Consider the following 13,336-nt stretch of genomic DNA (forward strand, 5'->3'; position numbering starts at 1 on the left):
GCCGGTCCCGCGCGCGCCGGGAGCACGGGACCGCCCGCTCGGTCAGTGCTTCCTGACCTTGCTGACCAGCCAGCGCCCGTCGACGTGCTCCACCGTCACGGTCATCGACATGCGGCCGGTCTGCGGGAGACCGTCGGTCTCGTCGCTGGTCACGGTCCGCACCACGTCGACGTCCACCTCGGCGCGGTTGTCGTCACCGGAGACGATGCGGCAATCGGCCGAGTTGGCCTCGGCGCGGATGTGCGCGGCCTCCGCGCTCGACTGGATGTTGGCGCGGAAGCTCTCGAACTCGGACCGGAATTCCCCGGTGCTGAGGTCGAGCATCCGCCGGGCGTGGTCGCCGAACCGCGCGTAGTCGTAAGTCGCCGCGGCGGAGCCGAATTCGCATCCGGCCAGGCGCGCCTCCTCGGGCGGCGCGGCGGTGGCGGCGGGTGCGGCGACGAAGGCCGCGGAGCAGGCGGCTGCCGAAAGGGACAGGGCGGCAGCGAGTTTGGATCGTGACATGCACTTCCTCGGTGCGAAATGAAAGCGGCGAACGGGATGATCACCGAGCGGAGACGATACCGCCCGCGCGGCACGGCTCGCGGCGAACTCGTGGCGAATCGCCCCTCCACGCCGTCGTGACGTTTTCGTGGTCCGGGCGGGCGGGCGGATCGCCGCGCATGGGATGTTCTCGAACCCCGGCCGGCATTCGAGGCCGGCGGCTTCCGGGTAGACCCTGACTCGTCTATTGGGGGCTCGTTCCGGATCCGCCGGCTGCGGCCCGGAATCTACCGTCGACGCGAGGAGGTCGACATGAGAAGCGTCACTGTTCCGCTGACGACGGGGTGCGCGGTGCTCGCCGCCCTGGCCTGCTACCGCGCACGCGTGCTCGCCGCGCGGTGATCACGGGCGCTTGCCGGTGGACCAGGCGGGAGTGGTCTGCACCCGGGACAGGCGCCAGCCTTCGCCGGTGCGGACCGCGTCGAAGCGGTAGACCTCGCCCAGGGTGTAGACCGGCGGCGGAGGCGTGCCATCGGAGGTGGCGAGCGCGAACGTGGCGATCAGGTTGGCCCTGACCTCCGCCGTGTCGCCGTGCAGGTCGATCAGCACGTTGCCGACGACGTGCTGGATGCGCAGGTGTTCGCCGTGGTTGCGGCTCGCCTGGGTGATCAGCGCGTCGCGTCCCTCGGCCGTGCCGCCGGGCGTCTTCGCGGTCGCGCCGGGGGTGTAGATCGCCCGCAGGTCGTCGAAGCGTCCCTCGTCCAGGGCACGGCCGAGTCGGTCGACCAAGGCGGTGATCTCCTGACGGTCCATCAGTTCCCGCAGTTGCGCCGTCGGCGTCGCGGTGGCGGAGGCGCAGGCCGCGGTGAGTGCGGCCAGCGGGAGGGTCAGCAGGGGCAGGGCGAGCCGGAGTCCGCGCATGGGAGGCACCTTTCGAAAAATGTTGGCTGATCCAACGTTGGCTCTGCCAACGTATCAGGTCGTGGGTGGCCCCAACAAGTCTGGGGGGAGTGGTTCTCGCGCAGCACGTGCTCCGTGCCTGCGCCCCGATCTGATCCGTACGTTGCGAGACGGGGACCGATCGCGGGCGCCGACCGGCGCGCGCCGACCGGTCCGGATCCGTGATCGAGGTCCCATCCGCCCAGGCCCTGCGCCCGGACGCCGCCGGGTAACCACTAGGCTGCTCTCGTGAGTCTTGTGCTGCTACCCGCCGTCGATGTCGCCAACGGAGAGGCCGTGCGCCTCGTACAAGGAGAAGCCGGAAGCGAAACCAGCTACGGCTCGCCTCGGGAGGCGGCGCTGGCCTGGCAGGAAGCGGGCGCGGAATGGGTGCACCTGGTCGACTTGGACGCGGCCTTCGGACGCGGCTCGAACCGGGAACTGCTCGCGGGCGTCGTCGGTGAACTCGACGTCAAGGTGGAACTGTCCGGCGGCATCCGCGACGACGAAAGCCTGGAGGCGGCCCTCGCCACGGGCTGCGCCCGGGTGAACCTCGGCACCGCCGCGCTGGAGGACCCGGTCTGGTGCGCCAAGGCCATCGCCCGGCACGGCGAGCGCATCGCCATCGGCCTCGACGTGCGCATCGTCGACGGCGAGCACCGGCTGCGCGGCCGCGGCTGGGTCAGCGACGGCGGCGACCTGTGGGAGGTGCTCGAGCGCCTGGAGCGCGACGGCTGCTCGCGCTACGTGGTGACCGACGTGACCAAGGACGGCACGCTCACCGGCCCGAACCTCGACCTGCTGCGCGAGGTCTGCGCGGCCACCGACGCCCCGGTCATCGCCTCCGGCGGCGTCTCCACCATCGCGGACCTGGTCGCGATCGCCGAACTGGTGCCGGAAGGCGTCGAGGGCTCGATCGTCGGCAAGGCGCTCTACGCGGGCCGGTTCACCCTGCCCGAGGCGCTGGCCGCGGTGAGATGACCCAGGATCTGTCGAGACTGCTCGCGGAGGCGAGCGAGGTCCTCGACTCGGTGCGCCCTCGGTTCATCGAGGGCATCGGCGCGCCGAGCGCGGTCAGCAAAGGCCGCAACGACTTCGCCACCGAGCTGGACCTGGAACTGGAGCGCACCGTCTCCGCCGAACTGCGCAGGCGCACCGGCATCGAGGTGCACGGTGAGGAATTCGGCGGGCCGCAGCTCACCTCGGGCACCGCATGGGTGCTCGACCCGATCGACGGGACCTTCAACTACTCGTCCGGGCATCCGCTCTCCGGCATGTTGCTGGCGCTGGTCCGCGACGGGGAGCCGGTGCTCGGGCTGACCTGGCTACCGCTGCTCGGCCGCCGCTACGCCGCCATGACCGGCGGCCCCGTGCTGCTGAACGGCCGAGCGCTGCCGCCGCTGCCGCGCGGCAGACTGGCCGAGGCGATGATCGGCTTCGGCGCGTTCAACGTCGACTCGCACGGCCGCATCCCCGGCCAGTTCCGCTTCGACCTGCTCGGCCCGCTGAGCAGGCTGTCCTCCCGGGTGCGCATGCACGGCTCGACCGGCATCGATCTGGCGTTCACCGCCTCTGGCGTGCTCGGCGGCGCGATCGTGTTCGGGCATCATCCCTGGGACAACGCGGCGGGCGTCGCCCTGGTGCGCGCGGCGGGCGGAGTGGTCACCGACCTGGTGGGCAGGCCGTGGACCATCGCCTCCGGCTCCGTGCTGGCGGCCGCGCCCGGCGTGCACGAAGAACTGCTCGACATGATCTGCACGGTCGCCGACCCGGCGGCCGCGGAGAAAGGGTGAGGCAATGACGTTGGCCGTACGGGTGATCCCGTGTCTGGACGTCGACGCGGGACGCGTGGTCAAGGGCGTCAACTTCGAAAACCTGCGCGACGCGGGCGATCCCGTCGAACTGGCCGCGCTCTACGACGCGCAGGGCGCCGACGAGCTGACCTTCCTCGACGTGACCGCCTCCACCGGCGACCGCGGCACCATGATCGACGTGGTGACCCGCACCGCCGAGCAGATCTTCATCCCGCTCACCGTCGGCGGCGGGGTGCGCACGGTCGAGGACGTGGACCGCCTGCTGCGCGCGGGCGCGGACAAGGTCTCGGTGAACACCGCCGCGATCGCGCGGCCGGAAGTGCTGCGCGAGATGTCCGAGCGCTTCGGCTCCCAGTGCATCGTGCTGTCGGTGGACGCGCGCACCGTGCCGGACGGGCAGCCGCCGACCCCGTCCGGGTGGGAGGTGACCACGCACGGCGGCAAACGCGGCACCGGCATCGACGCCGTCGAATGGGCCGTGCGCGGCGCCGAACTCGGTGTCGGGGAGATCCTGCTCAACTCGATGGACGCCGACGGCACCAAAGCCGGTTTCGACCTGCCGATGATCCGCGCCGTGCGGGCGGCGGTCACCGTGCCGGTGATCGCCAGCGGCGGCGCGGGCGCGGTCGAGCACTTCGCCCCCGCGGTGCACGCGGGCGCCGACGCGGTGCTCGCGGCCAGTGTGTTCCACTTCGGTGATCTCACCATCGGCCAGGTCAAGGACTCGATGCGGGCGGAGAAGATCGTCATCCGGTAGCGATTGGCGGAAATCCGCCGCGCAGGAAGGCGGGTGGTCCCGGTGCGGTTGCATCGGGCATGACCATCGGAATCGTGCTCTCGCCGTCGGCCATCGATGCCACCGGCAACGCCGTGGACACGGCGGTGGCGCTGGGTGCGGCGGCGGCCGCCGCGGGAGTCTCGTCGGTGTGGCTGGGCCAGCGGCTCAGCTACGACGCCATCGCGCTGGCGGGGATCGTCGGCCGTGCCGTGCCCGGACTGACGGTCGGCACCTCCGCGGTGCCGATCACCGCCCGTCATCCGCTGCTGATCGCCAGTCAGGCGCAGACCGCGCAGGCGGCCACCGGAGGCCGGTTCACCCTCGGGCTCGGCCTCGGCGCGAGATTCCTCGCCGAACCGGTGTTCGGTGGATCCTTCGACCGGCCGATCACCCGACTGCGCGAGTTCCTCACCGCGTTGCGCACCGTCCTGCACACCGGCACGGTGGATTTCCACGGCGAGACGCTCACCGCCGCGGCGCCGCTGCCGGCCGCGGTGGCCGGGGCGCGTCCGCCCGCGCCGATCCTGGTGGCCGCCATGGGCCCGCAGGCCCTGCGCGTCACCGGTGAGCTGGCCGACGGCACCCTGCCCTACCTGGTCGGCCCGAAGGCGCTGGGGGAGCACATCGTCGCACCCATCACCGCGGCGGCCGAGCGGGCCGGTCGCCCCGCGCCGCGAATCACCGTCCTGGTCCCCGGCGTGGTCACCGCCGACGTCGACGCCGCCCGTGCGGCCGCCGCGGCCCAGACGGCGTTCTACGACGACATCCCGTCCTACGCGCGGGTGATCGAGTTGTCCGGCGCGTCGCGGGCGGCCGACCTGGTGGCGATCGGCGACGAGGAATTGATCGCGGCCCGCGTCGCGGAGTACTTCGCGGCGGGCGCGACGGAGGTGGTGTTCGCGCAGACCGATCTGACCACGCCGGAGGACCAGCGACGCACCTGGGAGGTGCTCGGCGAACTCCAGCGCTCCCGCGTGGGCTGATCGCGGCACTCCGGTCGCGCCTGCTCGCGGACGCTCCTGTTATAACGGTGCCATGAGTCTCGACCCCGCCATCGCCGCCCGTCTCAAGCGCAACGACGCCGGGTTGGTGTCGGCCGTCGCGCAGGAACGCGCCACCGGCGACGTGCTGATGGTCGCGTGGATGGACGACGAGGCGCTGGCGCGCACCCTGGAAACCCGTAAGGCCACGTACTATTCGCGGTCGCGGCGGCAGTACTGGGTCAAGGGGGAGACCTCCGGCCACACCCAGTACGTGCACGAAGTGAGGCTCGACTGTGACGGCGACACGATCCTGCTGATCGTCGACCAGGAAGGCGCGGCCTGCCACACCGGCACGCACACCTGCTTCGACTCGGACGTCCTGCTGGCCGCGCGCTCCTGAACCCGCTCAGGAGTCCCCGTTCCGGCGCTGGGAATCGTCGCGGTTCGCGGGCGTGAGTTCGCCGAGCCGGTCGAGCGCGTCGGCCAGCCGCGCGGCCAGCAGCTCGCCGAGTTCGGCGACCTGCGCCTTCTGCGCCTCGTCCAAGCCGTCGAAGACCAAGTGCCGCACGGCTTCCAGATACCCGGGTGCGGCTTCGACGACCTTGCGGTACCCGTCGTCGGTGAGAACGGCGTGCACGCCGCGCCGCCCCGCCGTCACCGAACGCTGCGCCCAGCCCATGCGCTCCAGCTTGGACACCACATGCGACAACCGCGATAACGATGCATTTGCCTTGTGGGCAAGCTCACTCATCTGCAGTCGGTGGCCCGGTTCCTCCGACAACAGTGTCAACACCCAGTACTCGAAATGCGTCACGCCGGACTCGCGCTGCAGCTGGGTGTCGAGAGCTCCTGGCAGCCGCGTCATCAGCGCCACGATCGCACGCCACGCGCGTTGTTCGACCGGGTCGAGCCACTTCGTCACTGTGTGCCTTCTTTCAAGCCGAGTGACGTGGATTCGCGTGCACAGTCACCCGCGACATCGAGTTTGCCACGACTTCGCTCGACCGTCATAAAGATGCTGCGTGAGGTGAGTTCACTCACACGGGCCGCGACGTCGTGTCCTCGGTTTCCGGCGTGCCCGGGTGCGTGCGCCGCCACCTGCGCAGCAGCCACAGCGCGACGGCGAGCAGGAACAGCAGCGTCGCGATGACCGCGCCGGTGAGCATCGCGCCACGGAACGCGGGCGCGTCGACATCCAGGATCCGCTCACCCGCGTGCGCGGCGCTGCTGTTGCCCAGCACGATGGTCAGCGTCATCAGGCTGGGCAGCGCGAACAGGATCGCGACGACCACGGCCGCGCCCGCCGCGAACCTACCCCCTTTGCGCCGCCACACCAGCACGGCGAAAAGCAGCAGGAAAAGCGTGAGGATGGTGAACAATCCGCCGTAGCACAGGCCCCAACCGATGCCCTTGGCGAAACTTCCGTGCACCATCGATCCGACCCGCTGCGCCCACCAGCGCGGGATGAACGCCGACAGGATGAAGTACAGGACGACGAGGACGGCCACTAGCGCCGCACCGCCGATGATCCGGGTGCGCCAGGCGGATGCCGTGGATTTGCGCTCGACCGGCTGACCCTCGGTGGAAGTCATGGATCTAGCCTAGGCCGCGGCATTGCCCGACCGTGGCTGCGAACGCGGCGCGGCGCGCGACTAGCGGCTGCGCAGGTAGTTCAGTGCTTCGTCGGCATGCACGGCGGCGCGCAGCTCACCGGTGATGACCTTGCGAATGGTGCGGTCTGTGTCGATGACAAAGGTTTGCCGCTTCACCGGCGCGAGTTTGCCCAGCAGTCCGCGCTTGACGCCGAACTTCGCGGCGACGGCGCCGTCGGCGTCGGAGAGCAACGGGTAGCCGAGGCGCTGCTTCGCGGCGAATCCGGCCTGGGTGTCCACGTTGTCGGTGCTGATGCCGACACAGGTGGCGCCGAGCGCGGCGAATTCGGCGGCCAGGTCACGGAAGTGACAGGCCTCAGCCGTGCAGACGGGCGTATTGGCCGCGGGATAGAAGAAGAGGACCAGCGGGCCGTCCGCGAGCAGAGCGTCGAGCGAGCGGGGAGCGCCGGATTGATCGGGAAGCTCGAAGTCAGGGGCGAGCTGTCCTTGCTGCATACCCGGGAACACTACCGCGCGGTCGGTGCGAACGGGTATCTCGCGCGGGGGCGGACCTGATGCTCGTGCCCGGCATGCGCCGCTTGCGATCCGATCGCGGCGCCGGTGATTCGGGCACGAGCCGAGGGGACGGCTACGCGCCGATGAGTGCCGCCACCTCAGGGTTCTTGATCGCCATCACATCGAGGATGCCGTGTGCGCGCAGGAACGGCCGCAGCTCCTTGATGCGATCGCTGTGGACGGCGTATTCGTCGGGGAAGCGGTTCTTGTCGAGAGACTCCAGTGCTTTGACGTAGGTGACGAAGGACGCGAGCGCGTTGCCTGGGGCGCCTTGCCGGTGGGTCGGCTGACCCGGGCCAGCGGTGCGCGCGGCTTGCAGGCGAGCGACGGGGTGGTTCGGGACGTGCCGAGGACCCTCGGGCGCTACCGATTGCGAGGGGTACATCAGTTGTCTCCTCTCGAGATGGATACCGCATGCGACGTGGAACGCCGCGAGTGTAGTGAGCCGCGCCACACCTCCGGCGACCGCGTGGGAACCGGACGGTCGACCTGATTTGTCCGGTTTGCCGCGCCGGGTCGTCGCGTGGGCGGCACCGCTCACCGGCCGGCCGGTCCGGCCTGGGATGATGAGTGCATGCCAGGCGCGTCCACTCCCACGACCACGACCCGCGAACAGTTCCATCAGCTGGCCGCGGAGCACCGGGTGGTCCCGGTGACCCGAAAGGTCTTGGCGGACTCCGAGACTCCGCTGTCGGCCTACCGCAAGCTCGCGGGCGACCGGGCGGGCACCTTCCTGTTCGAGTCCGCCGAGAACGGCCGGTCCTGGTCGCGCTGGTCGTTCATCGGCGCGGGCAGCCCGTCGGCGCTGACCGTCGTGGACGGCGAGGCGGCCTGGCTGGGCAGCGTCCCGGCCGACGCGCCCTCCGGCGGCGATCCGCTGGTCGCGCTGCGCGAGACGCTGGAGCTGCTGCGCACCGAGCGCCTGCCCGGCCTGCCGCCGCTGACCGGAGGCATGGTCGGATACCTCGGCTACGACGCGGTGCGCCGGATGGAGCGGCTGCCCAGCCTGGCGCTGGACGACCTGCGACTGCCGGAGATGGTGTTGCTGCTCGCCACCGACCTGGCCGCGTTCGACCATCACGAAGGCGCGATCACGCTGATCGCCAACGCGGTGAACTGGAACGGCACCGCCGAGCGCGTCGACGAGGCATACGACGACGCGGTGGCCCGGCTGGACCGGATGACCGCCGCGCTCGGCGCGCCCGCCGACTCCACCGTGTCGGTGTTCGACCGGCCCGAGCCGCGATACCGGCGCAGGCGCACCACCGAGGAGTTCGGCGCGGGCGTGCGCCGCCTGGTCAAGGAGATCGAGGCGGGCGAGGCGTTCCAGGTGGTGCTGTCCCAGCGTTTCGAGATGGACTACGACGGCGCGCCGATCGATCTGTACCGGATGCTGCGCGCGTCGAATCCGAGCCCGTACATGTACCTGCTGCACGTCCCGGACGGCACGGGCGAGACCGCGTTCTCCATCGTCGGCTCCAGCCCCGAATCGCTGGTCACCGTGAAAGACGGCGTGGCGACGACCCATCCGATCGCGGGCACCCGCTGGCGCGGCGCCACCGAGGAGGAGGACCTGCTGCTGGAGAAGGGCCTGCTCGCCGACGAGAAGGAGAACGCCGAGCACCTCATGCTCGTCGACCTGGGCCGCAACGACCTGGGCCGGGTGTGCGAGCCGGGCACCGTGCGGGTCACCGAGTACCGGCACATCGAGCGCTACAGCCACGTCATGCACCTGGTGTCGACCGTGTCGGGCCGGTTGGCGCCCGGCCGGATCGCGCTGGACGCGGTGCGGGCGTGCTTCCCCGCGGGCACGTTGTCCGGCGCCCCCAAGGTGCGCGCGATGGAGCTGATCGAGGAACTCGAACCCACCCGGCGCGGCATCTACGGCGGCGTCGTCGGGTACCTGGACTTCGCCGGTGACGCGGATACCGCTATCGCCATCCGCACCGCGTTGCTGAAGGACGGCACCGCCTACGTGCAGGCGGGCGCGGGCATCGTCGCGGACTCGGATCCGGAGTACGAGGACGTGGAATCGCGCAACAAGGCGATGGCGGTGCTCAAGGCGATCGCGGCGGCCGGGACGGTGCGGGCCTACGGCGCCGAACCGGGTACGGCGGACGGCGGACCGCTATGACGGCTGCCCCTGACGACGAACCGGGCCGGGCGCGGGAACCGGACACCGGCGCGCCGGCGCGGCCGGAAGCCGCTCCGGCGGCGGACGCTTCCCCGTCGGCCGGAACGGAAGGCGCTGCGCGCCGCAACCATCCCGTTCTCCCCGTGGCGCTGCTCGCCGTCGCCGCGGCCGCGCTGTGGGGGTCGTCGCGGATGACGTGGGTGACGGTCACCTCGTCGGACGGTCTCACCCAGCCCCGCACCGATCATCTGAACGGCGGTGTGTGGTTCGGCGCGCTGACGCCGCTCGCACTGGTCCTGCTCGCCTCGATCGCGGCCGTGCTGGCCACCAAGGGCTGGTTGCGCCGTGTGGTCGGCGTGCTGATCGCGTTGGTCGCCGCGGTGGCGGCGGTGCCCGCGTTCGCGCTGCTGACCGAGTCCGGCCAGATCGCCGAGCGGGCCGCGAAGCTCGCCGAACTCCCGGCGCGCGCGCAGGTCGAGACGGCGACCACGGCGGCGTTCCCCGCCGTGCTCGCGCTGCTCGGCGCGATCGCCGCGTTCGGCGCGGGCGCGCTGCTGGCCCGCATGCCCGCCGAGACGGCGCGGTTGTCGGGCAAGTACGACAACCCGGTCTTCCGGCGCGCCGCGGCCACCGCGGAGGTCACGCAGCGGCGCGCGCAGTCCACGGACGACCGGTCGGCGCCACAGCTGTCCGAGCGCGTGCTGTGGGACGCGCTGGACGCCGGCACCGACCCGACCGACGAACCCCCGGCCGGGCAGACGCCTCCGGAGGATTCCGGCCACGGTGAGGCAGGCCGCCGTGATCGCTGAGCTATCCGCGCGCGGCGAGTGTGGCGGGTGCCACCTTGCGCCGAGCCCTTCCGCATGGTCCAACCACGGCCCCGGCGGATACGCGCCCGGTAGGTCCATTTATTCTTTGACAGCATCGGTGAGACAGCGCCTGGGGGGATTCTCAGGTAGCAAGTCCGTCTCCCCAGAAAGGATTCGAGCCAGATGACGGTACTCGACTCGATTCTCGACGGGGTCCGCGCGGATGTGGCCGCTCGGGAAGCCCTGCTGGACTTCCAGGCGGTCAAGGCGGCCGCCGCGGCGGCGCCCGCGCCGCTGGACGCCCGCGCGGCGCTGCTCGAGGACGGCATCGGCGTCATCGCCGAGGTCAAGCGAGCAAGTCCGTCCAAGGGCGAGCTGGCGGACATCCCGGACCCGGCGAGTCTGGCCAAGGCCTACGAGGACGGTGGCGCGCGGATCATCAGCGTGCTCACCGAGGGCCGCCGCTTCAACGGGTCGCTGGACGACCTGGACGCGGTCCGCGCCACGGTGAGCATCCCGATCCTGCGCAAGGATTTCGTCGTCGGCCCGTACCAGATCCACGAGGCGCGCGCGCACGGCGCGGACGTCATCCTGCTGATCGTCGCGGCGCTGGAGCAGGACGTGCTGTCGTCCCTGATCGACCGCACCGAGTCGCTTGGCATGACCGCGCTGGTCGAGGTGCACACCGAGGAGGAGGCCGACCGCGCGCTGGAGGCGGGCGCGTCGGTGATCGGCGTGAACGCGCGCAACCTGAAGACGCTCGAGGTCGACCGCGACGTCTTCGCCCGGATCGCGCCCGGATTGCCCACCGAGGTGATCCGGATCGCCGAGTCCGGCATCCGCGGCACGGCCGACCTGCTGGCCTACGCGGGCGCGGGCGCGGACGCCGTCCTCGTCGGCGAGGGTCTGGTGACCAGTGGCGACCCCCGCGCGGCGGTCTCCGAACTGGTGACGGCGGGCACCCACCCGTCCTGCCCGAAGCCGGCGCGGCGGGGCCGGTGACCGGCGTGGCGGTACCCCAGGCCAGCGACGGAGTCGCCCAGCGCAGCGGACACGAGCCCGACGTGGGCGGGCACTTCGGCGTCTACGGCGGCAGGCACGTGCCGGAGGCGTTGATGGCGGTCATCGAGGAGGTCACCGCCGAATACGAGAAATCGAGGCTCGACGACTCCTTCCTCAACGAACTCGACCGGCTGCAACGCGACTACACCGGCCGCCCGTCGCCGGTGTTCGAGTGCAAGCGGCTGTCCGAGCACGCGGGCGGGGCCCGCATCCTGCTCAAGCGCGAGGACCTGAACCACACGGGCTCGCACAAGATCAACAATGTGCTCGGCCAAGCGCTGCTGGCCAAGCGGATGGGCAAGACCAGGGTCATCGCGGAGACCGGCGCTGGCCAGCACGGCGTCGCCACGGCGACCGCCTGCGCGCTGCTGGGCCTGGACTGCGTCGTCTACATGGGCGCGGTCGACACCGCGCGCCAGGCGCTCAACGTGGCGCGGATGCGCCTGCTCGGCGCCGAGGTGATCTCGGTGACCTCCGGTTCGCAGACGCTCAAGGACGCCATCAACGAGGCGCTGCGCGACTGGGTGACCAACGCCGACGACACCTACTACTGCTTCGGCACCGCCGCGGGCCCGCATCCGTTCCCGATGCTGGTGCGCGATTTCCAGCGCATCATCGGCATGGAGGCACGCGCCCAGGTGCAGGCCGCCACCGGGCGGTTGCCCGACGCGGTCGTCGCCTGTGTCGGCGGCGGATCCAACGCCATCGGCATCTTCCACGCGTTCCTCGACGACACCGACGTCCGGTTGATCGGATACGAGGCGGCCGGTGACGGCGTCGACACCGGCAGGCACGCGGCCACCTTCACCGGCGGGACGCCGGGAGCGTTCCAGGGCGCGTACTCGTACCTGCTGCAGGACGAGGACGGCCAGACCATCGAGTCGCATTCGATCTCGGCGGGCTTGGACTACCCCGGCGTCGGCCCCGAGCACGCCTACCTCAAGGACATCGGCCGCGCCGAGTACCGGCCGATCACCGACACCGAGGCGATGGACGCCCTGCTGCTGCTCAGCCGCAAAGAAGGCATCATCCCGGCGATCGAGTCGGCGCACGCCGTGGCGGGCGCCCTGCGACTGGGCAAGGAACTCGGCGAGGGCGCGATCATCCTGGTGAACCTCTCGGGCCGGGGCGACAAGGACATGGATACGGCAGCGCGGTGGTTCGGGCTGTTCGACGAGCCGAAGGAGCAGGGCCGGTGAGTCAGCAGTCCCGCTTGGCGAACACCTTCGCCGCCTGCCGCGCCGATGGCCGCGCGGCACTGATCGGCTACCTGCCCGCGGGCTATCCCGACCTGGCCGGTTCCATCGAGACCGTGCGCGCGATGGTCGCAGCGGGGTGCGACATCATCGAGGTCGGCGTCGCCTACTCCGATCCCGTGATGGACGGACCGACCATCCAGGCCGCCGCCGAGCAAGCGCTGCGCGGCGGTGTGCGGGTGCGCGACGTGTTCTCGGTGGTCGAGGCGATCACCGGCGCCGGAGGCCAGGCAGTCGTGATGAGCTACTGGAATCCGGTGCTCAAGTACGGCGTGGATCGCTTCGCGCGGGATCTGGCCGCCGCGGGCGGCGCGGGCATCATCACCCCCAACCTGATCCCGGACGAGGCCGACGACTGGTTCGTCGCCTCCTCCACGCACAACCTGGACCGCATCTTCCTGGTCGCGCCGTCGTCCACCGAGGAACGCCTGGTGAAAACGCTCGAGGCCAGCCGAGGTTTCGTCTACGCCGCCTCCACCATGGGCGTGACCGGCGCGCGGGACGTGGTGTCTTCGGCCGCGCCCGCCTTGTGCGCGAGGATCCGGGCCCACTCCGACATCCCGATCGGCGTCGGCCTCGGTGTCCGCTCGGGTGAGCAGGCCGCCGAGATCGCGTCCTACGCCGACGGGGTCATCGTCGGCTCGGCGCTGGTCACCGCGGCGGGCCAGGGACTGGACGCGGTGCGTGCGCTCACCGCGGAACTGGCCGAGGGCGTGCGTTCGGCGACCGTGGCGTCCTAGCCGACCCGGCGGTACCGCGCACCACTTGGACCAGCGATTCCGCCGCACGTTGCTCCGAGGTCGCGGCCGGGTCGCCATTGGACCGGGATCAGCCGACGGGTTCCCACGCCGCACGATAGGCGGAACGCCGAAAAGAGCGGTGCGAGGGCGGCCGTCGGTCGGCACCCCGG

16 protein-coding genes are annotated in these 13,336 nt (G+C 71.1%); 10 read left to right on the plus strand and 6 right to left on the minus strand.

Going from position 1 to position 13,336, the window contains the following annotated elements; genetic code table 11:
* Positions 1–42: 42 nt before the first annotated feature.
* Positions 43–504, minus strand: coding sequence for an Rv1363c family protein (locus tag U3653_RS26080; protein ID WP_195082710.1), 462 nt, complete (start codon positions 502–504; stop codon positions 43–45).
* A 381-nt stretch (positions 505–885) separates the two neighbouring features.
* Complete coding sequence (locus U3653_RS26085; RefSeq protein WP_195082711.1) at positions 886–1,404, minus strand: nuclear transport factor 2 family protein; 519 nt, start codon at positions 1,402–1,404, stop codon at positions 886–888.
* Between the two features lie 267 nt (positions 1,405–1,671).
* Here U3653_RS26085 and priA point away from each other — a divergent pair, with 267 nt between their 5' ends.
* The 5 genes from priA to hisI are packed head-to-tail and all read left to right on the plus strand — an operon-like array spanning position 1,672 to position 5,397.
* Positions 1,672–2,403 (plus strand): bifunctional 1-(5-phosphoribosyl)-5-((5-phosphoribosylamino)methylideneamino)imidazole-4-carboxamide isomerase/phosphoribosylanthranilate isomerase PriA, encoded by a 732-nt coding sequence (gene priA, locus U3653_RS26090; RefSeq protein ID WP_039797252.1) that lies wholly within the window; start codon positions 1,672–1,674, stop codon positions 2,401–2,403.
* Positions 2,400–3,215 carry an inositol monophosphatase family protein gene (locus U3653_RS26095; protein ID WP_195082712.1) on the plus strand — a complete coding sequence of 272 codons (816 nt, stop codon included), beginning with the start codon at positions 2,400–2,402 and terminating at the stop codon, positions 3,213–3,215. The genes priA and U3653_RS26095 overlap by 4 nt, the downstream gene beginning before the upstream one ends.
* A gap of 4 nt (positions 3,216–3,219) precedes the next feature.
* Positions 3,220–3,993 carry an imidazole glycerol phosphate synthase subunit HisF gene (gene hisF, locus U3653_RS26100; RefSeq protein ID WP_067809507.1) on the plus strand — a complete coding sequence of 258 codons (774 nt, stop codon included), beginning with the start codon at positions 3,220–3,222 and terminating at the stop codon, positions 3,991–3,993.
* Between the two features lie 59 nt (positions 3,994–4,052).
* Entirely contained in the window at positions 4,053–4,997 is a 945-nt protein-coding gene (locus tag U3653_RS26105; RefSeq protein ID WP_195082713.1) for a TIGR03564 family F420-dependent LLM class oxidoreductase, read from the plus strand.
* 52 nt (positions 4,998–5,049) lie between these two features.
* The gene (gene hisI / locus U3653_RS26110; protein ID WP_195082714.1) at positions 5,050–5,397 is read left to right on the plus strand and encodes a phosphoribosyl-AMP cyclohydrolase; all 348 of its coding nucleotides are present in this window, start codon (positions 5,050–5,052) and stop codon (positions 5,395–5,397) included.
* A gap of 6 nt (positions 5,398–5,403) precedes the next feature.
* Here hisI and U3653_RS26115 read toward each other — a convergent pair whose 3' ends face one another.
* The 4 genes from U3653_RS26115 to U3653_RS26130 form a co-directional block, all read right to left on the minus strand.
* Positions 5,404–5,862, minus strand: coding sequence for a MarR family winged helix-turn-helix transcriptional regulator (locus tag U3653_RS26115; protein ID WP_195082837.1), 459 nt, complete (start codon positions 5,860–5,862; stop codon positions 5,404–5,406).
* Between the two features lie 172 nt (positions 5,863–6,034).
* On the minus strand, positions 6,035–6,589 hold the full coding sequence (locus U3653_RS26120; RefSeq protein ID WP_195082715.1) for a permease: 555 nt from the start codon (positions 6,587–6,589) through the stop codon (positions 6,035–6,037).
* Positions 6,590–6,649: 60 nt separating this feature from the next.
* Positions 6,650–7,105, minus strand: coding sequence for a peroxiredoxin (locus U3653_RS26125; RefSeq protein WP_195082716.1), 456 nt, complete (start codon positions 7,103–7,105; stop codon positions 6,650–6,652).
* Between the two features lie 133 nt (positions 7,106–7,238).
* Entirely contained in the window at positions 7,239–7,550 is a 312-nt protein-coding gene (locus U3653_RS26130; protein WP_195082717.1) for a hypothetical protein, read from the minus strand.
* A 189-nt stretch (positions 7,551–7,739) separates the two neighbouring features.
* Here U3653_RS26130 and U3653_RS26135 point away from each other — a divergent pair, with 189 nt between their 5' ends.
* From U3653_RS26135 to trpA, 5 genes are all read left to right on the plus strand, one after another.
* On the plus strand, positions 7,740–9,299 hold the full coding sequence (locus U3653_RS26135; RefSeq protein ID WP_195082718.1) for an anthranilate synthase component I: 1,560 nt from the start codon (positions 7,740–7,742) through the stop codon (positions 9,297–9,299).
* Positions 9,296–10,108, plus strand: coding sequence for a TIGR02234 family membrane protein (locus U3653_RS26140; protein ID WP_195082719.1), 813 nt, complete (start codon positions 9,296–9,298; stop codon positions 10,106–10,108). Before U3653_RS26135 ends, U3653_RS26140 begins: the two co-directional genes overlap by 4 nt.
* Before the next feature lie 183 nt (positions 10,109–10,291).
* Positions 10,292–11,110, plus strand: coding sequence for an indole-3-glycerol phosphate synthase TrpC (gene trpC, locus U3653_RS26145; protein WP_039797261.1), 819 nt, complete (start codon positions 10,292–10,294; stop codon positions 11,108–11,110).
* On the plus strand, positions 11,107–12,369 hold the full coding sequence (gene trpB, locus U3653_RS26150) for a tryptophan synthase subunit beta (RefSeq protein ID WP_195082720.1): 1,263 nt from the start codon (positions 11,107–11,109) through the stop codon (positions 12,367–12,369). The genes trpC and trpB overlap by 4 nt, the downstream gene beginning before the upstream one ends.
* Entirely contained in the window at positions 12,366–13,166 is an 801-nt protein-coding gene (gene trpA / locus U3653_RS26155) for a tryptophan synthase subunit alpha (protein WP_195082721.1), read from the plus strand. Before trpB ends, trpA begins: the two co-directional genes overlap by 4 nt.
* Positions 13,167–13,336 lie beyond the last annotated feature (170 nt).

The organism is Nocardia implantans (assembly GCF_035544775.1).
GTDB lineage: Bacteria > Actinomycetota > Actinomycetes > Mycobacteriales > Mycobacteriaceae > Nocardia > Nocardia implantans.